Source organism: Desulfitobacterium nosdiversum, from assembly GCF_049860565.1.
Lineage (GTDB): Bacteria > Bacillota > Desulfitobacteriia > Desulfitobacteriales > Desulfitobacteriaceae > Desulfitobacterium_A > Desulfitobacterium_A nosdiversum.
Genome location: NZ_CP172056.1, coordinates 3,319,563 through 3,343,447, shown reverse-complemented (window position 1 = coordinate 3,343,447; position 23,885 = coordinate 3,319,563). Strand labels below are relative to the sequence as shown.

General features: G+C 41.2%; 26 protein-coding genes. 24 read left to right on the top strand and 2 right to left on the bottom strand.

The genetic code is table 11. The features are described 5' to 3' along the window. Positions 1 to 173: 173 nt before the first annotated feature. The 8 genes from ACHOLT_RS16290 to ACHOLT_RS16255 all read left to right on the top strand — a co-directional run bounded on the left by ACHOLT_RS16290 (position 174) and on the right by ACHOLT_RS16255 (position 6,540). The gene (locus ACHOLT_RS16290; RefSeq protein ID WP_425802718.1) at positions 174 to 1,220 is read left to right on the top strand and encodes a phosphodiester glycosidase family protein; all 1,047 of its coding nucleotides are present in this window, start codon (positions 174 to 176) and stop codon (positions 1,218 to 1,220) included. A gap of 74 nt (positions 1,221 to 1,294) precedes the next feature. Further along, a complete protein-coding gene (locus tag ACHOLT_RS16285) occupies positions 1,295 to 1,591 on the top strand; it encodes a LapA family protein (RefSeq protein WP_425802716.1) in 297 nt (98 codons plus the stop codon). Positions 1,592 to 1,628: 37 nt separating this feature from the next. Further along, entirely contained in the window at positions 1,629 to 2,090 is a 462-nt protein-coding gene (gene bcp / locus ACHOLT_RS16280) for a thioredoxin-dependent thiol peroxidase (RefSeq protein ID WP_425802714.1), read from the top strand. A 176-nt stretch (positions 2,091 to 2,266) separates the two neighbouring features. Then, positions 2,267 to 3,199, top strand: coding sequence for a cobalt ECF transporter T component CbiQ (gene cbiQ, locus ACHOLT_RS16275; protein ID WP_425802711.1), 933 nt, complete (start codon positions 2,267 to 2,269; stop codon positions 3,197 to 3,199). 35 nt (positions 3,200 to 3,234) lie between these two features. Continuing rightward, a complete protein-coding gene (gene cbiM, locus ACHOLT_RS16270) occupies positions 3,235 to 4,251 on the top strand; it encodes a cobalt transporter CbiM (protein WP_425802709.1) in 1,017 nt (338 codons plus the stop codon). A gap of 127 nt (positions 4,252 to 4,378) precedes the next feature. After that, positions 4,379 to 4,978, top strand: a complete 600-nt coding sequence (locus ACHOLT_RS16265) for a nitroreductase family protein (protein ID WP_425802707.1) — start codon at positions 4,379 to 4,381, stop codon at positions 4,976 to 4,978. A 270-nt stretch (positions 4,979 to 5,248) separates the two neighbouring features. Next, complete coding sequence (locus ACHOLT_RS16260; protein ID WP_425802705.1) at positions 5,249 to 6,103, top strand: lysophospholipase; 855 nt, start codon at positions 5,249 to 5,251, stop codon at positions 6,101 to 6,103. After that, on the top strand, positions 6,100 to 6,540 hold the full coding sequence (locus ACHOLT_RS16255; RefSeq protein WP_425802702.1) for a hypothetical protein: 441 nt from the start codon (positions 6,100 to 6,102) through the stop codon (positions 6,538 to 6,540). Before ACHOLT_RS16260 ends, ACHOLT_RS16255 begins: the two co-directional genes overlap by 4 nt. Positions 6,541 to 6,620: 80 nt before the next feature. Here ACHOLT_RS16255 and ACHOLT_RS16250 read toward each other — a convergent pair whose 3' ends face one another. Beyond that, positions 6,621 to 7,160, bottom strand: coding sequence for a CoA-binding protein (locus ACHOLT_RS16250; protein ID WP_425802700.1), 540 nt, complete (start codon positions 7,158 to 7,160; stop codon positions 6,621 to 6,623). After that, entirely contained in the window at positions 7,127 to 8,419 is a 1,293-nt protein-coding gene (locus ACHOLT_RS16245; RefSeq protein WP_425802697.1) for an O-acetylhomoserine aminocarboxypropyltransferase/cysteine synthase family protein, read from the bottom strand. The genes ACHOLT_RS16250 and ACHOLT_RS16245 overlap by 34 nt, the downstream gene beginning before the upstream one ends. Positions 8,420 to 8,817: 398 nt before the next feature. On the opposite strand from ACHOLT_RS16245, the gene metK reads away from it, so the two are divergent. The 16 genes from metK (at position 8,818) to ACHOLT_RS16165 (ending at position 23,862) form a co-directional block, all read left to right on the top strand. Then, positions 8,818 to 10,014 carry a methionine adenosyltransferase gene (metK, locus tag ACHOLT_RS16240; RefSeq protein ID WP_425802694.1) on the top strand — a complete coding sequence of 399 codons (1,197 nt, stop codon included), beginning with the start codon at positions 8,818 to 8,820 and terminating at the stop codon, positions 10,012 to 10,014. 11 nt (positions 10,015 to 10,025) lie between these two features. Next, entirely contained in the window at positions 10,026 to 11,276 is a 1,251-nt protein-coding gene (locus ACHOLT_RS16235) for a radical SAM protein (RefSeq protein ID WP_425802691.1), read from the top strand. Positions 11,277 to 11,292: 16 nt separating this feature from the next. Next, positions 11,293 to 11,757: a pyridoxamine 5'-phosphate oxidase family protein gene (locus ACHOLT_RS16230; protein WP_425802689.1), complete on the top strand. Its 465-nt coding sequence runs from the start codon at positions 11,293 to 11,295 to the stop codon at positions 11,755 to 11,757. A 67-nt stretch (positions 11,758 to 11,824) separates the two neighbouring features. Beyond that, positions 11,825 to 12,826 (top strand): ABC transporter substrate-binding protein, encoded by a 1,002-nt coding sequence (locus tag ACHOLT_RS16225; RefSeq protein WP_425802686.1) that lies wholly within the window; start codon positions 11,825 to 11,827, stop codon positions 12,824 to 12,826. Positions 12,827 to 12,938: 112 nt separating this feature from the next. Beyond that, positions 12,939 to 13,715 (top strand): ABC transporter permease, encoded by a 777-nt coding sequence (locus tag ACHOLT_RS16220; RefSeq protein WP_425802683.1) that lies wholly within the window; start codon positions 12,939 to 12,941, stop codon positions 13,713 to 13,715. Positions 13,716 to 13,831: 116 nt separating this feature from the next. Next, positions 13,832 to 14,332, top strand: a complete 501-nt coding sequence (locus ACHOLT_RS16215; RefSeq protein WP_425802681.1) for a pyridoxamine 5'-phosphate oxidase family protein — start codon at positions 13,832 to 13,834, stop codon at positions 14,330 to 14,332. Continuing rightward, positions 14,325 to 15,116 carry an ABC transporter ATP-binding protein gene (locus tag ACHOLT_RS16210; protein ID WP_425802678.1) on the top strand — a complete coding sequence of 264 codons (792 nt, stop codon included), beginning with the start codon at positions 14,325 to 14,327 and terminating at the stop codon, positions 15,114 to 15,116. The genes ACHOLT_RS16215 and ACHOLT_RS16210 overlap by 8 nt, the downstream gene beginning before the upstream one ends. Positions 15,117 to 15,390: 274 nt before the next feature. Beyond that, on the top strand, positions 15,391 to 15,549 hold the full coding sequence (locus ACHOLT_RS16205) for a YezD family protein (protein WP_425802675.1): 159 nt from the start codon (positions 15,391 to 15,393) through the stop codon (positions 15,547 to 15,549). Positions 15,550 to 15,570: 21 nt separating this feature from the next. Then, positions 15,571 to 15,876, top strand: a complete 306-nt coding sequence (locus ACHOLT_RS16200; RefSeq protein ID WP_425802672.1) for a DUF2325 domain-containing protein — start codon at positions 15,571 to 15,573, stop codon at positions 15,874 to 15,876. 253 nt (positions 15,877 to 16,129) lie between these two features. Further along, entirely contained in the window at positions 16,130 to 17,071 is a 942-nt protein-coding gene (gene cysK / locus ACHOLT_RS16195; protein ID WP_425802669.1) for a cysteine synthase A, read from the top strand. Between the two features lie 25 nt (positions 17,072 to 17,096). Next, positions 17,097 to 17,990 (top strand): radical SAM protein, encoded by an 894-nt coding sequence (locus ACHOLT_RS16190; RefSeq protein WP_425802667.1) that lies wholly within the window; start codon positions 17,097 to 17,099, stop codon positions 17,988 to 17,990. Between the two features lie 44 nt (positions 17,991 to 18,034). Continuing rightward, the gene (locus ACHOLT_RS16185; protein WP_425802665.1) at positions 18,035 to 19,375 is read left to right on the top strand and encodes a nitrogenase component 1; all 1,341 of its coding nucleotides are present in this window, start codon (positions 18,035 to 18,037) and stop codon (positions 19,373 to 19,375) included. A 26-nt stretch (positions 19,376 to 19,401) separates the two neighbouring features. Continuing rightward, positions 19,402 to 20,928: a nitrogenase component 1 gene (locus ACHOLT_RS16180; protein WP_425802663.1), complete on the top strand. Its 1,527-nt coding sequence runs from the start codon at positions 19,402 to 19,404 to the stop codon at positions 20,926 to 20,928. A gap of 17 nt (positions 20,929 to 20,945) precedes the next feature. Further along, positions 20,946 to 21,947 carry an ABC transporter permease gene (locus ACHOLT_RS16175; RefSeq protein WP_425802661.1) on the top strand — a complete coding sequence of 334 codons (1,002 nt, stop codon included), beginning with the start codon at positions 20,946 to 20,948 and terminating at the stop codon, positions 21,945 to 21,947. Further along, on the top strand, positions 21,941 to 22,741 hold the full coding sequence (locus tag ACHOLT_RS16170; protein WP_425802659.1) for an ABC transporter ATP-binding protein: 801 nt from the start codon (positions 21,941 to 21,943) through the stop codon (positions 22,739 to 22,741). Before ACHOLT_RS16175 ends, ACHOLT_RS16170 begins: the two co-directional genes overlap by 7 nt. A gap of 56 nt (positions 22,742 to 22,797) precedes the next feature. After that, entirely contained in the window at positions 22,798 to 23,862 is a 1,065-nt protein-coding gene (locus ACHOLT_RS16165; protein ID WP_425802656.1) for an ABC transporter substrate-binding protein, read from the top strand. Positions 23,863 to 23,885: the final 23 nt, after the last annotated feature.

Below are 23,885 nucleotides of genomic sequence, written 5' to 3'. Positions count from 1 at the left end.
GATACTACCTAATTCGCCCTGATACAAGAAAATCCTGTTACATCTCAGTTTTTATTCAAGTTTAAATACTTCTATTTTTCACATTTTATTAACATAAACTTTAACTTTTTGCATGCGATATAGTGTATTATTAAAGATAATTGTTGAAAATAGTTTTTTAGGGAGAGATATTCATGGGGAGTACAGGGATTCCTGGGACCTCGCGCTCATCAATGCAGCCACGGCTCTATGGAAAACCTGCTGGGGTTTACCACTATAGTCGTAAAAAGAAACGCTTAAACGGGTTTATGAAGCGGAGCTTTAGTTTCGTTCTTTTGATATCTTTATTTTTTGCAGGGTTTCGCTATGCTCCATTTCCGCCTTTTGAACAGCTTCGTAATCTTTGGGTAACCACGGCAATGACGACATTAAATCATCAGTACCTGGCAAAATGGTTTTTTAGTGATGAAGAAATACAAAAAATATTGGCAAGCAATCAGGCTAAAAATCTTGGAAACTCAAATCCAAATGCAATCAATACGGTTGGCACAAATAATAATAAAGGAATTGAACTTATAAATATCAGTCAGAAAGGATTTAAAGGATATCTGTTAAAGATTAAGGATCCATCACGGGTTAAGGTGGCAGGCACACAATATCTTGGAACACGGGGTGAAAAAGCCGAAGAGATTGCTAAAGAAACTGGAGCTGCCGCGGTGATCAATGGCGGAGCTTTCAGTGATCCCGAGGGCAATGGAAGCGGGGGTACTCCTTTAGGAATTCTTATTTCAGGGGGGAATATTCTTCATAAAGATGCAATAAGCTCCTATGATGTGATTGGGTTTAATCGCAATAATGTACTTGTACTTGGGCACTATACTCTGGCTCAAATCAAGCAGATGGGTATTCGGGATGCGGTTTCCTTTGATCCTTTTCTTGTGGTCAATGGGAAACCTTCAATTACGCAAGGTGATGGAGGCTGGGGCCTTGCGCCAAGAACAGCAATCGGTCAAACACGGGATGGCGCTGTTTTAATGCTTGTTATTGATGGGCGTCAAATGAGCTCTGTTGGAGCAACTCTTAAAGATGTTCAAGATATCATGCTTAATTATGGAGCTTATAATGTTGCTAATCTTGATGGCGGGGCTTCAACCGTTCTTTATTACAATCAAAAGATTGTAAATCACCCGTCTAGTCAGTATGGTGATCGTCATTTGCCTTCATTTTTTATCGTTAAGTAGGAAAACCAGTAGTAAAAACTTGATTTAAGTCTAAAATAATGAGTAGCATATAAATTTTAGTAGGGGGGATTAAAGTGTATTTATTGATTCTGACGCTGATCTTTGCATTATTGATTGCAATTTTTGCGATTCAAAATGCGATTCCAGTCACAATACAGTTTTTTTGGATAACAACTCAGGTCCCTCTTGTTCTTATTATTTTAGGTTCAGTACTAGCAGGGGCGCTTATTGTTTTTCTTATAGCATCTTATCGTCAATTTCGTCCTAAGGGAAAGGATAACTTTACAAAGCTTTATAAAGAAACGGATAAGACTGACAGCCAGAATTCTAATAGCGAGAATTCTGATTCAGGACCATCCAATAATAAATAGCAAAGAGTTTAAATAAAAGGTTGAAGGTGATTCAAAGATGATTTCAGCGGGAGATATAGCTCCGGATTTTTCAGCACAGGGGAGCCGGGGAGAAGAGATTATATTATCTGCTTTAAAGGGTAAAAAGGTTGTCCTTTACTTTTACCCAAAGGACATGACTTCAGGATGCACAACCGAGGCTTGTGATTTTCGCGATCATCATTCCGAATTTATGGCGGCTGATACGGTTATTATTGGTGTGAGCAAAGATACCATGGGGAGTCACCATAAATTTATTGAGAAATACCAATTGCCGTTCGCTTTGATTTCAGATCCAGAGTTAGAGATTATTCAAACCTATGGTGTTTGGAAAGAAAAAAATATGTATGGCAAGAAAACAATGGGGATTGAACGAACGACGATAATTATTGATGAGCAAGGGATTATCCGAAAGATTTATCCTAAGGTTAAAGTTAAAGGGCATGTGGAGCAAGTTCTTAGGGATTTAAATAAAATATAAATAATATAAAACTATTATCGATTAGAAGGAATTTTCTCAATAAAGAAGAATAGATATTTATAGTAAATAGATCTGTATATTGATAATTAGACCATGGAGGTCTGGCCCATCAGGGTCACTCTGTGGTCTTTTCTTGTTTATTCAGTAAATATAATAAAGCAATAAGGGGGGACGGGATGGAACTGCCAAGCTGGCTTAATGAGGCGAACCCTAAGATGAACTGTTCCAGCAGAGGAGTACTGCGTAGGAGCACTTTTATCACAAAGACTTTGAACGATATTGTCAAATTTCTTCATGAAGCCGTTTTTTCGGAATCGATTGCGAGACAGAAGGGTTTTTTACAATGCCTTGATCCTCGAGTAAAAGTACTGATCGTTTTTTATCTTTTAATTGTAGTTAATCTCTGTTCAAACCTTGTTTTACTTTGGAGTTTTTATGGTGGACTGCTCATTGTTGCGTTTCTTTCCAAGTTGCCCTTGCGTCAAGTCCTTTCTCGGGTTTGGCTTGTAATCCCGATATTTACTGGAATCATGATCTTGCCATCCCTTTTTAGCTGGGTAAGAGAAGGGGATCCACTGTGGGTGATTTGGAGGTTTCAAAACCCTCTTCATCTGGGATTGTTAAATTTACCTCCCGTCTTAGCGGTAACGAAGCAAGGGGTTGCAGGAGGAATCCTCCTTATAAGCCGAGTGGGTATTTCAGTATCATTAGCTGTTGTTCTCACCTTGAGTACGCGTTGGGGCGATATTCTGCGGGCGCTTCGTTCTTTTTTGGTGCCGCGGATATTTGTGGCTGCTCTTGAAATGACCTATCGCTACATCTATGTTTTAATTCAAGCGATGGAGGAAATATTCATCGCTCGCAAAGCTCGGGATGCGGGGCAGTCCTCATCAAAAGAACAGAGAAAATTTATTGCAGCAGCAATGGGCGGGTTGTTCGGTAAGTCCTTGCAAATGAGTGAGGAAGTATATAGTGCGATGACTGCTCGAGGATATTCGGGTGAAGTACGGATTTTATATCAGGACCGAATAGCTTGGCAGGATTTTTTTATCATGGTACTCGTCATTTTAGCGGGCTTGATCATGATAGTGGCAAATAAAGTCCTATGATGCGGGATTCAGTATAAAGGTTAAGGGGGAGTCGTATGCACATTCCGGATGGTTATCTCAGTCCACAAACGGATGCAGTCTTAGGAATCGCAAGCGCAATTACCGCTGTAGGGGCTGCCTACCAAACTGCGCATACTGTTAAAGAGAAATATATACCTATAATTTCCATGGGAGCGGCATTTTCCTTTATAATTATGATGTTTAATATTCCAATTCCGGATGGAACAACGGCTCATGCCGTAGGTGGAACTCTTCTGTCGATATTGCTTGGTCCTTGGGCAGCAATGGTAGGGGTTTCGATAGCATTGGTACTGCAAGCACTATTCTTCGGAGATGGCGGAATTCTGGCTTTGGGAGCAAACATATTCAACATGGCAGTTATCTTGCCGTTTGTCAGTTATGGAATTTATCGTTTTGTAGCAGGACGGAATTCTGTTTCTGCTAAACGTCAATGGCTCGCAGCAGCCCTTGCAGGCTATATCGGACTAACGATTTCTGCGCTTTGTGCAGGAATTGAGTTCGGATTGCAGCCCATGCTCTTTCATACAGCGAATGGAACTCCGCTTTATAGTCCTTATGGACTGAATGTTGCTATACCTGCAATGCTTTTTGCGCATCTTACGATTGCATCTCCAGTGGAGGGATTAGTTACGGCACTCGTGGTAAAGTATCTGCAGCAGACTAATCCTGCTTTGCTGCAGCTTAGAAGGACAACAGAGGGTGAATCTCAAACTTTCCCTTTTAGAAAGCTTGCTTTTGGGCTTGTAATTATAGCAATACTTTCTCCTTTAGGATTATTGGCAACAGGGACAGCATGGGGAGAATGGGGAGGAAATGAAATGGAAACCAAGCTAGGTTTCCTGCCGAGTGGCTTTCAAAAAACGAGTGATTTTTGGAAGCATGCCTTGTTCAAAGATTATACATTAGCGGGGTATGATCAGACCTTTTGGCAACAAGCATTAGGTTATCTTGTTTCAGCCTTTATAGGCGTCTTGATTATCGGCGCACTTGCTCTTATTGTTCAGCGCTTGCTGCGTAAGGGTGAAATGTAAGTCTTAGATACTTTTGGTAACTACTTGACAAATTGAAACTAAATAATTATTATAAATTGAGGTAATAATTTACTTTAATTGGATCTTCGTAAATAGCTTAGTTTTAATTTTGAAAGGAGAGTCTAGGATGTCAAAGAATTTTATGACAGCTGTTAAAGAAAGAAGAACGCGGTATGCGCTAAGCAAGGAATCGACCATCTCAGATGCTCAAATCGAAGAGATTGTTAAGCAAGCAGCGGAATATGCTCCGACAGCTTTCAATTCTCAGGGCGGACGAATCGTCTTGTTACTCGGTGAACAGCATGATAAATTGTGGGATATGACTATGGAAACCTTAAGAAAGATTGTCCCTGCTGAAAACTTTGCACCTACTAAGGAAAAAATTAATTCTTTCCGCAATGGATACGGAACTGTCCTTTTCTTTGAAGATCAAAGTGTTGTCAAAGGTCTTCAAGAAAAGTTCGGACTGTATGCGGAGAATTTCCCTATTTGGTCTCTTGAGTCTTCGGGACTTTTGCAATATATCGTTTGGACGGCCTTAGACGAGGCGGGACTAGGGGCATCTCTACAGCACTACAATCCATTAATTGATGCTGAAGTTCAAAAGACCTGGAATATTCCGAGTGAGTGGAAACTTTTGGGGCAAATGCCTTTCGGAAGACCGACAGCTCCTGCTGCAGAAAAACAATATTTGCCTTTAGATAATCGAGTTAAAATTTTTAAGTAAAGTCCTATGTGAAAGATATTGAAATATATTTAAAAAATGTTACAAATTGTATAGCTTAAAAGCAATGGGGTATCTCGACTTGAGGTTGAGGTACCCCATTTTCTATCAATATAGAAATAAATTAAAGTTTAAAATAACTCTTGTAAAGATTAAGATTATAATATACAATAAAACATATAGGAATAGTATAATAACAAGAGGCGATATCCGCCATAAAAAGAGAAGTAAAAGACTTATTTAATAGAGATTAATGAGGAGAGAGGATTTTCTATGAGACATTCGGAAGGAACCTTTTTGGATTCGAGAGGAACTAAGCTTTATTATCAAGCATGGCATCCGGGCAATCAGCTCAGAGCTGTAATAGTAGGTATTCACGGACATGGTGATCATAGTGGTGGCCTAGGCAATATGATTCAGTATTTCGTACCTCAAGGCTATGCATGGTACGGACTCGATTTAAGAGGTCATGGCCGTTCGTCTGGTCTGCGGGGGCATGTACAAAGCTGGGCTGATTTCAGAGATGATTTAGGAGCTTTTATAAGCCTTGTTAGAGATCATGAAGGTGAGGTACCAATTTTTTTACTTGGACACAGCCTTGGGGGCTTGATCAGCTTGGAGTATTCTATGCGTTATCCTGAGGATTTAAGTGGAATTATTGCTATTTGCCCACCTTTAAGTTATATTCGTTATTCTCCAATAATGGCAAAAGCGTTAAAGGTACTTTCCCTCATAAACCCCGATTTTAGTACAGAACAGGAACCTGATTACACCAAACTTACCCGAGACGCAGAAGTTGCTGAATCTCTTGCTGAAGACCCGTTGCGTCATGATCTGATGACAGCTGGGTTATGGCGAGAAATTCTTAAAGCCCAAAATTGGGTAAAAAAGCATCCTTACGAGTTTCATATTCCGTTACTCATGCTTCAAGGCTTAGATGATAAAATTACTCCAGCTGAAGGAACACGGCGCTTTTTCTATTCTTTATCATTAGCGAATAAGGAATATCAGGAATATGAGCAAACAAACCATAGGCCTTTTGATGACGTAAATAGGGCAGAGGTTCTCGGACATCTTTTAACTTGGCTGGATGAGCAGACTGAGGAGAGGAAGGTGCAAAGTATTTGAAAGAGAGTTTAAGCAAGCTCCAAAATTCAATAGAGCATTTGCTGGTAGAGTTTATTACCGACATTGACTATAATCATGCAACAAGTTCTTCCTTACAGGAATATGGGATTAGAATGGGGGAAGCGATCCGTAAGGGAATAGAATCACAAGGAATTGAACCTAACCTGGGCGATTTTATGGAGAGATATTCTACCCCCTGTTTTTGTCATTATAGAACGTGTGCGGTTCAAAGTGGTAGTAAACAATTCCGTATTATTCATTGTCCAGCAGATTGCTGCTGTTGGATGTCAAAAAGAAGAGAACTCGGAAGCCTGTTGTGCCAACTGGATTCAGCAGTAATCAAAGGATTTAATCCCGAATTAGAGGCCAAAATCGTAAGCAGCTTGAAGATCGGTTCAAAGGATTATTGGTTTGAGTCTGAAATTAGCTTGCTTTGATCTGAATTTAAATCTTAATATTAAAAAACGACATCCACCCTTAGCTTAATCCAGCTGGGGAAGGATGCCGTTTTTTGTTGTCAGATATACCTGTGTATACGTTTGGCGGAAATTATTTCTGTATTCATTCCTGCTTCATGCAAGCCGCCGCTGTAACGGCCATGTTCCATCTTAACACAGAGATCCATTACTGTAAGTAAGCCAGCCTTCCGAGCTCGTTCCGCGGCTTCAAGATTAATAATTTTGAGTTGGAGCCATACTGCTTTGGCCTGACATGTAATCGCTTCTTCGACAATCTTCAGACAATCGGCAGAGGGCCTAAAAATATCCACGAGATCAATAGGCTCAGGAATACTTGCCAAGTTCGGATAAGACCGTTCGCCAAATATTTCATCCGCTCGGGGATTGACAGGGATAATTCGATATCCTGCTGAACGCAAATAGGTTGCGACAAAATAACTGGCCTTTTGCCGTTCTGTGGATAATCCAACGATAGCTATTGTTCTGGTGTTATTGAGAATTTTAGCAATAATCTGTGGATCTTGATAAAGTCCCTGCTGTTCTAAGGTCAAAGATGAGTTCATGTTTATAGGGCTTGTAAGGCTTGATCCAAATCCCATAGCAAATCCTCCCCTGTTTCAATTCCGACGGATAAACGAATAAGTTCTGGTCCAACGCCACATTCCCTGAGTTCTTCATCAGTGAGCTGTTGATGGGTTGTTGACGCGGGATGAATAACTAAACTCCTTACATCACCGATATTAGCTAAGTGGCTAAAAAGTTGAAGACTCTCGATAAATCGCTTGCCGCTTTGACGAATGTCCTCGCCGATTTTTTCTTTAAGTCCAAAGGAAAGGACTGCTCCAGCCCCTTTCGGTAAGTATTTCTGAGCTAAATCATGCTGGGGGTGACTAGGCAACCCAGCATATGAGACCCATGCCACTTTAGGATGGTCCTCTAAAAATTTGGCAACTTTTAATGCATTTTCAACATGCCGATCCATGCGGATAGAGAGTGTTTCAATTCCTTGAATTAATAAATAGGCATTCATAGGCGATAGACAACACCCTGTATCCCTAACGGTCGCAGCTCTGACTTTCATTAAAAATCCATAATGTCCAAATGTATCATAGAAACGTAAATTATGATAGAGCGGGGAAGGTTCGGCGATAGAAGGGTAACCGGAGTAATTGAATTTGCCTGAATCAAGAACAACTCCACCTAGTGAATTGCCATGTCCGCCAATAAATTTAGTTGCTGAATAAGTCGTTATTGTAGATCCGAATTCCATCGGGCGGCATAAATAAGGTGTTGCAATCGTATTATCAATAATTAATGGAATACTATGAGCATTTGCAAGCGCAGCGACCTTTTCAATATCGAGGATACTCCCTCGCGGATTGCCGATTAATTCAGAATAAAGTGCTTTTGTTTTTGGCGTAATCGCCTTTTCCCATGCGTTGATATCTGTTGGATCAACATATGTAACCGGGTTTCCCATTTTCTTTAAGGTATGCGAAAGCTGCATTAAACTGCCGCCATACAGGTGGGAGGATGACACGACTTCATCCCCGGGTTCTAATAAAGTCATTAAGGCCGCAAGCTGTGCGGCCATGCCGCTTGCTGTCGCAACTGCGCCAGTTGCCCCTTCTAACGAAGCCATTCGCTCTTCAAATACAGAAACTGTTGGATTACTAATACGTGAATAAATATGACCATATTGTTTAAGGTCAAATAAGTCGGCTGCGTAATCAGTATCGTAAAAAACGTAGGACGAGGTTTGATAGATAGGTACTGATCTTGCACCTGTCTGTACATCAGGAATATGACCCGAGTGAACCATTCGGGTATCAAAGCCAAAATTCCGTTTTTCTTTCATTTTTTCTGCTCCTTATGAATAAAGTTTATCTCCTGAACCTTGCAGAGTCATTATAGGTTACCTTAAGTTGGACGTATTGCCGGATTTCTTGATTGATAATTAAATAATAGTATTAATATAGGTTTAAATTATAAAGATTTTAAAGCTTTGCCAGATCTTTGTCAATTAAAGTTGAGGTATTCCTTTAAATTTTTATTGGCCTTGACATCAAAGAAATTTGAGATATAATACAAAACAAATAGGAAAACTATAATAATTATAACAATTCTTTAAAACTTTAAAAATATTAAACTTAGGGCTGACTAGAAAACTAGAGGCGTTAAGGTACTTTTAGTATGTACTTTGATGCCTCTAGTTTTCTAGTTCATACAAAATAGCAAACGAAGAAGGAGAAAAAGATGACGAGAACACTTTTTACCTCAGAATCCGTTACAGAGGGACATCCTGATAAACTATGCGATCAAATATCTGATGCAGTATTAGATGCAATTTTAGAACAAGATCCCAATGGCCGGGTTGCGTGCGAAGTTGCAACCACAACAGGATTAATCTTGGTATCTGGCGAGATAACGACGACAGCCTATGTAGATATTCCAAAGATCGCGCGCGAGACAATCTTACAAATTGGCTATAACAATGCAGAATTTGGATTTGATGGTAGAACGTGTGCCGTATTATCTGCAATCAATGAACAATCACCGGATATCGCGCAAGGGGTTAATCAATCTCTTGAAGCCAGAAGAGAAGAACTTAGCAATGAAGAAATTGAAGCGATCGGGGCCGGTGACCAAGGTTTAATGTTCGGCTTTGCTACGGATGAGACTCCTGAATTAATGCCTTTACCGGTTGCCTTAGCGCATAAATTAGCGAGAAGATTATCTGAGGTTAGAAAAAATGGGACGCTGAACTATTTACGACCTGATGGAAAGACGCAAGTGACGGTTGAGTATGACGAGCATGAAAAGGCTGTAAGAATCGATACTATCGTTATTTCAACGCAACATCATCCGGAAGTTCCTTTAGAACAAATTGAAAAAGATTTACAGGAATATGTGATCAACACGGTCATTCCTCAAAACTTATTAGATGAAAGAACGAAGTATTTTATCAATCCAACCGGAAAATTTACAATTGGGGGACCTCAAGGAGATGCAGGCTTGACCGGCAGAAAAATTATTGTGGATACGTATGGCGGCTATGCCAGACACGGTGGGGGTGCTTTTTCGGGAAAAGATCCTACAAAGGTTGATCGAAGCGCAGCTTATGCCGCGCGCTATATTGCCAAAAATATAGTAGCTGCAGGACTAGCCAAAAAAATTGAAGTGCAAATCGCCTATGCTATTGGAGTTGCCAACCCGGTATCGATTTCCGTCAATACCTTTGGCACGGGGAAAATTGAGAACAGTAAAATTGTAGAGGTCATTAAAAACACGTTTGATCTCCGACCGGCAGGAATTATTAAAGAATTAAATTTGAGAAGACCCATTTATAAACAAACCGCGGCTTATGGACATTTTGGTAGAACAGATCTCGATATTCCGTGGGAACGGCTAGATAAGGTTAATGCGATTCGATTGTATCTAAATTTGGAGTAGGAGGAACGAAGATGGTTGCTATTGACAAAGAGTGGAGAAAAAAAGAGCCCAGTTTAAAGGAAGTTTTAGACAATCATAGGAATGTATCTCCTTTTATAATTATCAAGACCGATGTTCAGCGAAGAGGCATTACTTATACAAAAAAAGCGCTCGAGGCTGTTGATCTAGAGCTTCATCAAACCGAGTTGCGCGAATTCTCCATTGAAAAAGAGGATGCTGCACCAGCCTCGTTATTACTCCGGGATGGAACAAGCATTGTTACTGGGGGAGTAGGGTATACGAAAACGAAGCGTGAACCCTATACGGTGGATGTTATCAATGGAAAAATTGTATTAGTGGATGAAGGAGAAATCATCGAAGAAGTCGAGTATTGGGAAAAACCGGATTATTATAATAAGTTGACGAGCGGTGGCAAGCCAATGTGGCAAATCGTTGGCGCTCGACCGCAAAGACTTCATATTACGCCAAGCCAGTATTGTCATTTTTGGGACAAACCAGGAAATGGCTGCAAATATTGCGGAATTGGTGCAACCTATCGTCAAAACATAGATAAGAAACCACCGCGTCTCGATATAAACGATATTGCTGAAACGATTAAAGAAGCACTCAAACAGCCTGGAAGGTATACAAGTGTCATGATGACGGGTGGGAGTATCTTAAGCGGAAAAGAATTGTTAGATGATGAAGTCGATTATTATATCGAAATCCTGCAGGCTGTTGGAGAAAATTTCAAGGTCAATAAATTTCCCAGTCAGTTAAATGGAACAGCCTTCAATGAAAAGCAATTAAGACGACTCTATGAGAATACTGGACTAACGAGCTATACGACAGATCTTGAAGTTTTTGATGAAGAAAAATTCAAATGGATTTGCCCAGGCAAAGCGGAATTTATTGGCTATGATGAATGGAAAAATAGGTTATATAAGGCTGTTGAAATTTTTGGCCGAGGAAATGTGAATACAGGTATTGTTGGTGGGGTAGAGATGGCAACGCCTCATGGATTTAAAACGGAAGAAGACGCATTGCGCATTGCCTTTGAAGAAGCGGATGAGTTAGGTTCACATGGGGTTAGCGTTAAATTTGATGTTTGGAATGTCATCCCAGGCTCCATATTTTTTCAACAAACATCGCCCTCTCTCGAATATTATGTCCAACTTGCCAAAGGGTTTGACGATATCCGCAGAAAGTATGATTTAAATGTCGATATGGATAATTATCGACGCTGCGGAAATCATCCTAATACAGACTTAGCACGCATATAAAAGGAGGGACATTAAGATGGGGATTGAATTAAATCAAGCTATTCGGGATATGTTTGCGGAGCGGGAGAATATAAAAATTTTAGCGACTACGGATAATGAGGGAAATCCACATCTCGTTGTTAAACATTCACTTCATATAAATGACGATGGCAAGATCGTCTATTTAGAGATTATCGAGAGTTCGCAGACGAATAAAAATTTAGTTTCAAGCATCTGGTTTAACCGCAGAGTTGCTATTAATGTTTTAACGAAGGGAAAGAGAAGCTACCAAATTAAGGGAACGCCTATAAAAGCGATTATCGCTGGGAAGACTTTTGAAAAATATTATAGCGAAGTTCGGGAGAAGCTGGGTGATATTGATTTATCGACAGTATGGCTCATCGAACCGGAAGAAATAAGAGAAGAGACATTTTCAATTCGTAGAGAAAAAGAGGAAAAAGAACATCCGTTATTAAGACACTTGGATCGGCTGACGAAATAAAGAATAAAGAGTTCCTGCAGAAAAAGAGGAGTCATCGAATAAAAAACAAGAGTAAGAGGTAGTTTTTATGAAAAAAAGTATTTATCGGATGATTGCGATTCTCATTATTGCGCTATTATCCTTAAGTTTAGTCGGTTGCAAAAATAGTAAAGAAGCGGAAACGGCTAATGCTGGAAATAAAAAACAGAACCTTACGGTTAATTTAGCAGACCAAACAGCATATTTCCCCATTAAGATTGCTGAAGAATTAGGATATTTTAAAGAAGAGTTTGAAAAAGATGGGATTACTATCAGTGTGAAATCCTTTAAAAGCGGACCACCGATGATCGAGGCGTTTACATCCGGACAATTAGATATAGGGTTGCTTGGTGATCAACCAGTGATACAAGCCAGGTCAAATAATGTCGATTTAAAAGCCATATCAACCTTTACAAGTTCAGAAAAAGCGTATGGGATTTTTGCTACAGAAAAGTCAGGAATTAAGAGTTTACAGGATTTGAAAGGTAAAAAAATTGGAGTCCCGTTAGGAACAACCTTGCACCAACTCGCCTTTCTTTATCTTAAGGATGCAGGCCTTACCAAAAATGATGTCCAAATTGCCAATCTGCAAATGCAAGATATTGTCACAGCAATGCAGTCTAATAGTATTGATGCAGCTGTAAGTATGGATCCTTATATGAATCCCTTAAAAAAATCAGGAGCGATATTTCTTAAAGATGCAACTGGATATAAAAATGTTGTTACCGTCGTAGCCGGACGTAATGAATTTCTAAAACAAAATCCGGAGGTAGCTGCGCGAATCCTTAAAGTGTTAGATAAAGCGACAAAATGGATGTATGAAAATAAAGATAAGTCCATTGATATTGTCGTGAAAAAATCAGGTTTATCCAAAGAGGACGTTACATCATTTTACGAGAACAGAAAAAGTGCGATAAATCTTAATCAGGACTTGATCGATTCCATACAAGATACGGCTAATTTCCTTAAAGAACAAGGGATTACACGATCTGAAGTAAAAATAAGCGATATGATTGATTCCTCTTATTTAAAAGCCGCAGGAATTAAATAGTATAGATAAAGATCGACTGAACTTCAGGTAGAGTTAAAACTTAGGTTAAGACTCTATCTGAAGTCAGTTTTTCTCGATGAGCTAAGGCATCGAGAGAAAGGAGAGAGAGCTCATGCTTAATCTCGAGGAAAAAGAAAAAAATATACTCGATCGTGGTATCGATATCTTATTGTTTATCGGTGTACCGCTTGGTTTAATTGCTCTCTGGGAAATATTAAGCAACAAGGGGGTAATTAATCCATCTATCCTTCCAGCACCATCTGAAATTTTAAAAATAGTCAATGAGATGTTAAGCAGTGGTGAGTTAGTCCAGCATTTGCAAGTCAGTATCCTGCGAGTGGTTAAAGGATTTGTAATCGGTTCAACTCTAGGAATTGTGGTTGGAACGTTGATGGGCTTCTTCCCTAAATTTAATCGCTCGATGATGGTTATTGTAGGTGTATTGAGGCCAATTCCTATTATCGGATGGATACCTCTATTGATTTTATGGATGGGCATTGACGAAGGTTCTAAAGTTACAGTCATCGCGATCGGAAGCTTTTGGGAGTTATTGCTTAATACGATTCATGGAATAAATACGGTTGATAAAAAATATCTTGAAGTCGCAACTATACTCGAAAAGAGTAAAATTACAACGTTAATTAAAGTAGTATTCCCATCAGCACTCCCTTCAATATTAACCGGAATACGATTAGGTGTGGCTGGAGCGTGGAAGAGTGTTGTCGCTGCGGAATTGATTGCAGCAACATCAGGGATAGGTTATTTAATATCTTATGCCCGTGAGATCTCACAACCGGGTGTTATGTTAGTAGGTCTCTTAACTATTGGCTTAATTGGCTTACTTATTGATTTTGTCATATTAAGAGTTCAAAGCAAAATCATCAGGTAAGGTAAATGCTTTAATCGTAATAGGAAAAGGGGAGTATGTAAACGTTCTCTTTGCTTGTCAAATCAGTATATAATTGAGTCAGTTCCATAATGTTTATTTTAAAGGAGTTACAAATCGTGAGGAGAAAAGACCGCGAAATAACAAGTTTCAATGAAATTTTATCTGTCATGAAAGCGTGCAGTGTTTGCCATGTAGCGTTTTATGATGATGAATACCCGTATGTGGTGCCGATGAATTTCGGTATGCAGGTGAATGGTAGTGATGTCATTTTGTACTTTCACGGTGCTAACGCAGGCAAAAAGCATGACTTAATAAAGAAAAATAATAAAGTTGCTTTTGTGATGGAATGTACATATGGAATTGTGACTGGTAAACAAGTTGGTGCGTGTGAGTGTACTATGGAATTTGAAAGCATTATGGGTACAGGCGTAATCGACTATTTAAATGATAATCAAAAGGCTGAGGCATTATCCGCATTGCTTGAACACTATAATGTTTGTGAAGGCCCGGAGTATCATTTCCACGATGAAGTCGTACCTAAAACATCTGTACTCAGATTGAAAGTTCACAGTTTGACTGGAAAGAAAAGAAATGTTGGGAGGCAGCTAATTGAGTAATTCAGCAGCGAGTAATGCCGACGTTAAGATAACTAATATCCGGAAAAATTTTAAAATCAATTCAGAAACAATCGAAGTTCTCAATAATATCAATCTTAATATTAAACCTGGCGAGTTTATTAGTATTGTCGGTTCCAGCGGATGCGGGAAAAGTACGCTCTTAAAGATCATCGTCGGTTTAGGTAAGGCGTCGAGCGGAGAAGTGACCTTAGCTGATCAGAAGGTAACCAAACCGACCATTACGTGTGGAATGGTTTTTCAGGAAGCCAGACTTTTTCCTTGGCTAACGGTTGAACAGAATATTGAGTTTGGTATTTCTAAGAAAATTAATAAGCTCGAAAAAAAGAAATCAATTGCGGATCATATCGAGCTTGTGGGCCTAAAAGGTTTCGAAAAAGCAATTCCAAGTCAGTTATCAGGTGGTATGCAGCAACGTGTAAGTATTGCAAGGGCGTTGGTTAACAGACCAGGTGTACTCCTTCTGGATGAACCTTTTGGGGCTTTGGATGCTATAACGCGTATCAATATGCAAAATGAAATTTTACGTATCTGGGAAACGGAAAAAACGACGATGATTTTAGTTACACATGACATTGATGAAGCAATTTATTTGGGTGATCGCGTTGTGGTCATGTCCAGCAGACCGGGTACGATTAAAGAAATTGTTCCTGTTGAACTTGCTCGACCTCGGGATCGAACGAATCCAGACTTTTTTAGTATTCGAAAGAAAATCTATGCGGAGTTCTTCGGAAGTGCGGAGATAACGATTGAATATAATATCTAAATCTGTCAAGTAAGCTAATAATAGGAAATAACTATTGACAAAACCATTGGAGTATATTAAGATAACTTCAATCCTTCTAAACATATTGGAATAATAATGAATTGTGTTAATTACTCTATAAGTAAAATCATTATTTTATATAAGACTTTAATTATTCTCGATAAGAGAAACACTATTTTTTTTATAATAAAACCAACTAAATAAATTGGATTACTAAAGTATAGACGTGTCTTGAATATGACTGGAGGTGTAGCGTATTAATGAAAGAGATTTAATGCACGAACCCGATAAAAGACCACACAGTCCTACTTGGTTGGCGGAATTATTGACGATCATCAAGACAGTGAAACACGGATCGATTACGTTGATTATACAGGATGGACACGTCATCCAAATTGATAAAAACGAAAAAATCCGGTTGAAGAAACCGTAGTCAGGAAGGAGATGATCATCAATGCGGGTTGCTATCGTAGGTGGACATAATCAAGACACATACGGGAAAATCTTTAAAAAAGTTGGGCAAGTTGAAATCCATTTTCATGACGGCATACCCAAAAAGAATAACAAAAGGAATTTGGAACATCTGATTAAAGATGTAGATTATGTCATCATTGTTCAGGGGGCTTGTTCTCATACCAGTATGTGGGACGCGAAAGAAGCAGCAAAAAAGTGCAAAAAAGAGGTGTATTTCCCTAGGAGACTTGGCTTATCATCTATCGTCGATCAGATCGCAAGACAATCCTGTAGTATTATTGCCTAGAGAAGTGAACATATTAGTTGACCAGTCAACTGGAGGCTAAGTTTAACCCTTAAGGGTTTTAAACTTAGCCTTTTTAATTTAATCATAAGATGTTTTTTAAAGAGCGGTAAATATGTTTATCAAACTATAGGTTGACCAGAAATCTGGAGGCCGGGTTGTTTAAAACAATCTGGCCGCCGGTTTTTTATTCTCAGTAATTGGGCTAAATTTACTTATTATACAAATAAAGAAAAGCGATCGAGGAGGAAAAAAGATGGCAAACATAGCTTCAAAGCTTACGGAGCTGATTGGAAATACCCCGCTGTTAGAGCTTACTGATTACAACAAGGAACAAACGGTTAAAGGAAGATTACTTGCAAAGCTTGAGTATTTTAATCCCTTAGGAAGTGTTAAGGACAGGATTGCGCTTGCTATGATCAATAATGCAGAATATCGCGGAATCATTAACAAGGATACAGTTATTATTGAGCCAACATCTGGAAATACCGGTATAGGGCTTGCCTTTGTCGCAGCCTCAAAGGGCTACCGATTAATTCTCACTATGCCTGAGACCATGAGCCTTGAGCGACGGAGTCTTTTAAAAGCGCTGAATGCAGAGCTTGTGCTGACTCCCGGCAAGGATGGAATGAAGGGCGCTATCCGCAAAGCAGAGGAGCTTTCCGCGCAAATCAGCAATTCCTATATTCCGCAACAATTCAATAACCTTGCAAACCCACAGATTCATCGAGAGACAACAGCCGAAGAGATTTGGTGCGATACAAACGGTGAAGTTGCGGCCTTTATTGCCGGAGTTGGTACAGGCGGAACAATTACCGGAGTAGGTGAGGTACTAAAGCGGAAAAACCCTGACATCAAAATTTTTGCTGTGGAGCCCTATGATTCGGCAGTCCTTTCTGGATCAGCACCTGGAGCGCATAAGCTGCAAGGCATCGGCGCAGGGTTTGTTCCGGAAGTCCTTAATACGGAAATTATCGATGAAATCTACAAGGTAAGGACAGAAGAAGCTTATGAAACTGCTCAGGCCTTGGCAAGAATCGAGGGATTGTTGGTCGGTATTTCTTCTGGCGCAGCAGCATTTGCTGCCACTCAGATTGCGAAACGTCCCGAGTTTGCAGGAAAGTTTATCGTTGTTCTTTTACCTGATGGCGGTGAACGCTATCTTTCAACCCCTCTTTTTAATAGCCTTGAACGATAGAATTTAAGAAAGAAGGGTATAGATCATGGCCTGCTTTGAAGCCAACCTTGATAAGCAATTTGAGAAGATTTCAAATCGTCATCCCTGTTTCGGCGGGGAAGCCAGTATGACCAAAGGAAGGGTACACCTTCCGGTAAGTCCTATTTGCAATATCCAATGCAAATTTTGCAAAAGAACTTTTAATAAGTTTGAACAGAGACCAGGCGTGACGGGGAAACTGCTTACCCCAGATAAGGCAGCCGCGTTAATTGATAAAGCGTTAGAATTTTGCCCGGAGATTACTGTGGCAGGTATTGCCGGACCTGGGGATACCTTAGTTACCCCGCATGCACTGGAGACCTTTAAGTACGTAAATGAGCGACATCCTCAGCTTATTAACTGTCTAAGTACCAACGGACTTTTACTGGAACGCTACGCCCAAGACCTTTTCGATGCGGGAGTCAAAACAGTGACAGTAACCGTGAATGCCGTAGATCCCGAGGTGCTGCAGCACATCTGCTCCTCCATTGTTCTTGATGGCAAAAGATATGAAGGGCTCGAGGGGGCGCAAATCCACATTGAGGCTCAGAAGCGTGGGATAAAAAAGATGGCCGAACTGGGGGCAATGATCAAAATTAACATTGTTTTAATCCCTAAGATTAATGACTTTCATATTGCTGAAATTGCTAAAACAGTGCAAGCGTTAGGGGCGGCAATTATCAATATTATCCCGCTAATTCCGCAGCATGAGTTGTCAGATGTGCCAGCGCCGACCTGTGAGGAGTTGAATAAGGCAAGAGTGGCAGCGGAAAAATTCCTGCCGGTGTTCAGACACTGTCAGCACTGCCGCGCGGATGCGTGCGGAATTCCAGGTCAGGGAGATTTGTCTCATTTGTTATATGAATATAGCGGTTTAGATCAGACCTTTTCACATGGTTAAACGCTAATTCCGTGCTTACCCACATAAAGATGGAGGAGATCGAGATGAGTAAATTTGTTGACAGGCCGCGGTATACTTGCGCATTAGGCGGAGCTCTCGCTACTTTGCGCGTAATCCCGCGTGCCATACCCATTGTCCATGCTTCAGCAGGCTGCGGACAAAATCTTTATAACGCGATGAATCCCGGCGGCGGCTATCTCGGGGGAGGCTACTGCGGAGGGCTTTCTCTGCCCAGCAGCAATGTCGTAGAGCGAGATATTGTTTTTGGAGGAGAAGACAGATTGCGTGAGCAAATCGGGACAACCCTTGAAGTAATGGATGGGGATATCTATCTCGTGCTCACAGGGTGCATGGTCGAGATGATCGGGGACGATGTGGAAGCTGTAGTTTCTGATTTCGGCGACAGTAAAAATCCTGTACTGGCTGTCCGTACGCCGAGCTTCCGCGGCAATTCCTATACAGGTTATGAATTAGTGCTTAAGGCATTGATTAAGAATTACGTGACGAAAAGCAAGCAAAAGAAGGCCAAGACAGTGAATGTGCTCGGAATCGTACCAGCACAGGATGCATTTTGGCAGGGGAATCTTAGGGAAGTTAAAAGGCTATTGCAACGATTGGGGCTTACGGTAAACACTTTGTTTGGCGAGGGAGAAACTCTTGAAGATATCAAAAAGTCCGGACAGGCAAGTTTAAATATAGTGGTTTCAGATATCTACGGCCTTGAGGCGGCCAGAGAATATGAAGAACGACATGAAATTCCTTTTATCACGACGGAATTTCCGATCGGCGCTATTGCCACGGAGAATTTTTTGCGAGAGGTGGCTCAAGTACTGGGACTAGACCCAGATTTGACCGAGGCGGTTATACGGGATGAAAAAACGGTTTATTACAGCTATCTCGAGCGGATTGCAGATATTTATAACGACATTGATCTGCAGCGCTACGCGATTATCGTCGGAGACAGCAATTACGCTCCTGCGATCACACGCTTTTTATCGGATGAACTGGGTTGGCTGCCGGAGCTTACCGTGATTACCGATTTTGTCGATGAGCATCAGCAAGAAAAATTGCGTTCGCGGTTTAATCATTTTGAATCCGGAATTTCAACTGCCGTCAAATTTGATACGGACGTTTCAGCGATAAAAAAATATATTGCCGAGGTTTGGCCGCGCAACCGAAATGAGCGATATTATGATTCCCTCAGCCCGGCTGTTGTGGTGGGTAGTGTTTATGAACGTGAGCTTGCCGCAGAGTTTGGTTTCCCGCTGCTCCCGGTTACCTTTCCTGTTACTAACAGAGCAGTGCTAAACCGAGCATACGTGGGTACGAACGGTGCTCTGAGTTTAGTGGAAGATATGATTACCTTACTCGTCGCAGGAAGGTAATTTAAATAAGAAAGGATGAAAGCCCCATGAATTACTTGGATGGAAAATCGGCACCTGGGCGTGAAGACAGACTGAAGGCGAATACTGCTTTCGGCGGTACCTGCTCACAGATGAGAAACAGCGCTCGAAACGGCTGCTTTCCGGATGGCGGCTGCCTAAATCTCGCAGGTCGACGATTTGCACAAACCCAAGGCTGCCAGTTCACCTTAAGCCTTGCTACACTTAATACCTTGCGCAATGCGGTGATTGTTATGCATTCACCGATCGGGTGCGGTGCCTGCAGTATCAGCAATGTAGGAGTCAATAAATCATATAAACAGCTGCGTGACCCCTTGGCGACTGGCATTATATGGCTCAATACAAATCTTGATGAGGTTGATGTCATTAACGGCGGTGAGAAGAAGCTCCGAGAAACGGTGCTCTTTGCGGATCAAGAGTATCGTCCGGAAACGATTATCGTGGCTAACGGATGCGTTCCGGCACTCATCGGCGATGATGTCGACAGTATCCTCAGCGATTTGCAAACTCAGACATCAGCAATTCTCGTACCTATTCACTGCGAAGGGTTTAAAACCAAAGTTATGGCGACCGCGTATGATGCCGTCTATCATGGCATTCTCAAAAATTATATTAAAATGCCGGAGAGAAGAGAATACATTGCTGAGCCGGATTTGGAAAAGCTCAAGGAGCAATATCGGATCAGCCGCAATGTCAATATTTTAAATGTCTCTTCAATGAGCCGTGCTGACGAACTTGAATTGCAAAGGCTTTTAAATGCAATCGGTTTAAATGTGAATTTTATCCCCTGCTATGCTGAACCTGAAGATTTTACATACGCGCTTGAAACTTCGCTCAATGTAAGCATCTGCGGTACTCATGATGATTACTTTGTTCAGCATCTTAAAGAAAAATACAGCATCTCTTTTTTAATTGACACGATTCCTATCGGCCGTAAGAATACGGAGCGTTGGATTTTAAAGATCGCAGAGCATTTTGATCTGCAAGAGGAGGCAAGACAGCTAATCTCAGCAGAAAATGAGCAGCTGGATAAGAGCCTGGAGCCCTACCGCAAAACTTTAGCGGGTAAACGCGTTTTTCTGGGCGGCGGAGAGGTGCGTATTGTCGCGACAGCCGAGATTATTCAAGACTTAGGAATGAAAGTTGTGGGCTTTAAAGCCCATCACCTGGATCAGTTTGTCGAGCCGATTTTCGAATCACTTGCGGAGATTGATGATGTCGTTGTTGATGTTGCGACGAACCAACCGTTTGAACAGGTTAATCTGATCAAGCGTTTAAAACCGGATGTTTATATCGGGCATACAGGAGGACACAATATTTCCGCAAAGCTGGGTCTGCCCATTCTCCCTCTATTTGGACCGAGCTACAACTATTTAGGTTATTCCGGTACTTTTGAGGTCGCAAGGCGTTTAAATCGAATAGTAAAGAACGGTCAGTTCAATAAAAAGTTGGCGCAAAATACCAGACTTCCTTATAAAAAGGAATGGTATGAAAAAGATCCGTTCACTTACATTAAGAAGGAAGATGTTGTGTGAGGGGGAGGGAGCCTATCGTGCAGACCGTTAACGAAATCGCGCATTTGGGGATAAGGGAAAAACTCACAATTGTTTTTCGTGTAAAAACGCTTATTCCAACATTAAGTGCTGTTCTTGCTCTATCAATACATCTTTTAATACCCAATAGCCCTCGGTACACCTTAAAGGCGTTGCCTTATTTTACGAATATGTTGTTTGCCGTAACCGTAATTACAGGGGTTGTTGTGATTGTCGCCTTGTTTAATGAGAAGGTGCGTCAAGACTATGTATTTAAATCATGGTTTATCGGTGCGGCCATATTGCTGCTAAATCTCCTTAATGTCGCTACGCTTAAGCTCATGATACTTCCCTTGATGTACTTTCCGAGCCCGGAGAAAATCATCAAGGTTTTTGTAGAGGAATGGCCGTTTTTGCTCAAATGCCTGGGGTATTCGGCACGGCTTTTGGGATATGGATTAATCCTGGGAGCAGTGACGGGTATAACAACGGGAATTTTGGTTGGCTGGAGCAAAGGATGGAGTTATTGGGTTAATCCAATAATTAAGGTCATTGGCCCAATACCTTCAACAGCTTGGATACCCGTTGCCTTAGTATCTTTTGCAACTTCTTTTCAGGCCAGTGTGTTCTTGATTGCCTTGGCAGTGTGGTTCCCTACCACTGTGCTGACGAGTTCGGGTATTTCCAACGTTAAGAATGCTTATTTTGAAGTCTCAAGTACGCTGGGAGCGAATACGGTTCAGAAAATTTTCCGGATTGCTGTTCCCGATGCGATGCCGAGTATTTTTATTGGTATCTTTAATGGAACCTGCTCTTCGTTTATCACTCTGATGACGGCCGAGATGCTGGGTGTTAAATTTGGTATCGGCTGGTACATCAACTGGCAGAGGGAAATGATGGCCTATGCTAATGTGTATGCTGGACTAATTGTCATTGCCGTATCCTTTTCTCTGATTATTACCCTGATGTTTAAGGTGCGCGACAGAGTCCTAGGCTGGCAGAAGGGGGTTATCAAATGGTAGTACAGGCAGAGCAAATAAAAGGTGGTATTCAAGCGATTGATGTTCAGAAAGTTTTCCTTCAGCCGGACGGGCAAAGAGTTGTGGCGCTTAACAATGTGAATGTAAGTATTAAGCCTGGTGAATTTATTTCGCTTATTGGACCTTCAGGGTGCGGGAAATCGACTTTTCTTAGGCTATTAGCCGGACTTTCCCAACCGGATCAGGGACAATTTACGCTTGATGATATCCGGATCACACAGCCAAGCTACGAACGGGGGCTGGTGTTTCAGGACCCAACGCTTTTTCCTTGGCTGACTGTATACGAAAACGTTGCTTTTGGTCTTAAAATGAGGTCAATCTATAAAGATAAAAAGGGCGAAGTTCTCGATTTTATCAGGCTTGTAGGTCTATCAGGATTTGAAAAAGCGTACCCGCACCAGCTATCGGGAGGGATGGCGCAGAGGGCTTCTCTGGCAAGAGCTTTGGTTAATCATCCTAAGGTATTGCTGCTTGATGAACCTTTTGGAGCTTTGGATGCTTTCACGCGTATGAATATGCAGGATGAACTGCTTAAAATATGGAAAGAACGCGGTACGACGATGGTTATGGTGACGCATGATGTTGATGAAGCGATTTATCTGAGTGATCGGATACTGGTTATGACCTCTCGTCCCGCTAAAATTGAAAGCGTTATTGAGGTAGAGATCGGGCGGCCTCGGGCAAGGGATTTGCCCGACTTCCTGCATTTGCGTGCAAAGATCCTTAATATCCTTGATTTCGCAGGGAAACATGAGGAACTCCAATATTATCTATAATGACCATAATTTACCTTGAAAACATAAAAAATATATAAAAGTAAAGGAGAATTCATATGATTTCAATCAAGAAAACATACCGACGAGTATTTCCCTTCCTTCTTACAGGTGCACTTCTTGTATCCGTATTGACAGGCTGCTCTGCAACTGCAAACGCGCCAGCACAAGGGGGTGGTTCGGCTGCCCAGACAGGTACAAATCAAAACTCAGATTATGTTTTGAAGATTGCCTATGGAGGCGGTTTATGCGAAGCGCCGCTTCATATGGCTATTGAGAAAGGGTATTTTGATCAAGAAGGGCTTAAATATGAAACAGTCAAGGTGGATTCAGCTCAGAGCGTTGATGCACTTTCCACTAAAAAAGTGGATGCCAGTTTTGGGCTTCTGGCAAAGATGATCCAACCGTTAGAAAATGGGCTTGAAACCAAAATTACTTTAGGAGTTCATACCGGGTGTGTTAAGGTTTTGGTCCCTACAGGTTCGAATATTACCTCAATTGAACAACTTAAAGGGAAAAAGATCGGCGTTCCGGGCTTAGCAAGCAGTCCGGCAGTTGTCGCTCAACGTGCTCTTGCTAACAAAGGAATTGGGGTTACTGCACAAAAAATGGAAGTCGAATTTATTGTTTATGCGCAAAACGACCTTGCCTTGGCTTTAGCCAATGGGGCTGTGGATGCCATTGCACTTAGCGATCCGACGGCGGCTATTCTCGTAAACGAAGGAAAAACGAAGGCGATCTTTGATTCGGCAATGGATGATTACTTAAAGAACGAATTCTGCTGCGTCACATTCCTGCGCAATGAAATTGTCAAAAATTATCCTGATATTGCGGCTAAGTATACGCGAGCTATCCAAAAAGGGGCTAAGTTTGTTCAAGAAAACCCCGAAGAAACCGCAAGAATTCAGGTGGAAAAGAAGTGGACACCGGGTGACCCGAAAGTTAATGCCGAAGTTCTAAAAACCTATAATTATATTGCCTCAGTAAGTGGAGCTGAAGCGGCTATCAAGCGTAACATTGAGGATTTACAGCGAATAGGCCTCATTAAGAAGGAAACCGATGCCGTTGCTCTTACCAAGAATACTTTTGTTAAACTTGAGGGCGTTCCGGATTCTTTAAAATAATATAGGTGATTCTGATAAGCAAG

Bases quoted from the DNA above. Each gene is read 5' to 3' on its own strand.
- ACHOLT_RS16260 (WP_425802705.1), top strand. From the start codon at position 5,249: ATGAGACATTCGGAAGGAACCTTTTTGGATTCGAGAGGAACTAAGCTT.
- ACHOLT_RS16185 (WP_425802665.1), top strand. From the start codon at position 18,035: ATGAGTAAATTTGTTGACAGGCCGCGGTATACTTGCGCATTAGGCGGA.
- metK (WP_425802694.1), top strand. From the start codon at position 8,818: ATGACGAGAACACTTTTTACCTCAGAATCCGTTACAGAGGGACATCCT.
- cbiQ (WP_425802711.1), top strand. From the start codon at position 2,267: ATGGAACTGCCAAGCTGGCTTAATGAGGCGAACCCTAAGATGAACTGT.
- ACHOLT_RS16265 (WP_425802707.1), top strand. From the start codon at position 4,379: ATGTCAAAGAATTTTATGACAGCTGTTAAAGAAAGAAGAACGCGGTAT.
- ACHOLT_RS16165 (WP_425802656.1), top strand. From the start codon at position 22,798: ATGATTTCAATCAAGAAAACATACCGACGAGTATTTCCCTTCCTTCTT.
- ACHOLT_RS16170 (WP_425802659.1), top strand. From the start codon at position 21,941: ATGGTAGTACAGGCAGAGCAAATAAAAGGTGGTATTCAAGCGATTGAT.
- ACHOLT_RS16290 (WP_425802718.1), top strand. From the start codon at position 174: ATGGGGAGTACAGGGATTCCTGGGACCTCGCGCTCATCAATGCAGCCA.
- ACHOLT_RS16190 (WP_425802667.1), top strand. From the start codon at position 17,097: ATGGCCTGCTTTGAAGCCAACCTTGATAAGCAATTTGAGAAGATTTCA.
- cysK (WP_425802669.1), top strand. From the start codon at position 16,130: ATGGCAAACATAGCTTCAAAGCTTACGGAGCTGATTGGAAATACCCCG.
- ACHOLT_RS16245 (WP_425802697.1), bottom strand. From the start codon at position 8,419: ATGAAAGAAAAACGGAATTTTGGCTTTGATACCCGAATGGTTCACTCG.
- ACHOLT_RS16250 (WP_425802700.1), bottom strand. From the start codon at position 7,160: ATGGGATTTGGATCAAGCCTTACAAGCCCTATAAACATGAACTCATCT.
- ACHOLT_RS16225 (WP_425802686.1), top strand. From the start codon at position 11,825: ATGAAAAAAAGTATTTATCGGATGATTGCGATTCTCATTATTGCGCTA.
- cbiM (WP_425802709.1), top strand. From the start codon at position 3,235: ATGCACATTCCGGATGGTTATCTCAGTCCACAAACGGATGCAGTCTTA.
- ACHOLT_RS16235 (WP_425802691.1), top strand. From the start codon at position 10,026: ATGGTTGCTATTGACAAAGAGTGGAGAAAAAAAGAGCCCAGTTTAAAG.
- ACHOLT_RS16205 (WP_425802675.1), top strand. From the start codon at position 15,391: ATGCACGAACCCGATAAAAGACCACACAGTCCTACTTGGTTGGCGGAA.
- ACHOLT_RS16200 (WP_425802672.1), top strand. From the start codon at position 15,571: ATGCGGGTTGCTATCGTAGGTGGACATAATCAAGACACATACGGGAAA.
- ACHOLT_RS16180 (WP_425802663.1), top strand. From the start codon at position 19,402: ATGAATTACTTGGATGGAAAATCGGCACCTGGGCGTGAAGACAGACTG.
- ACHOLT_RS16220 (WP_425802683.1), top strand. From the start codon at position 12,939: ATGCTTAATCTCGAGGAAAAAGAAAAAAATATACTCGATCGTGGTATC.
- ACHOLT_RS16230 (WP_425802689.1), top strand. From the start codon at position 11,293: ATGGGGATTGAATTAAATCAAGCTATTCGGGATATGTTTGCGGAGCGG.
- bcp (WP_425802714.1), top strand. From the start codon at position 1,629: ATGATTTCAGCGGGAGATATAGCTCCGGATTTTTCAGCACAGGGGAGC.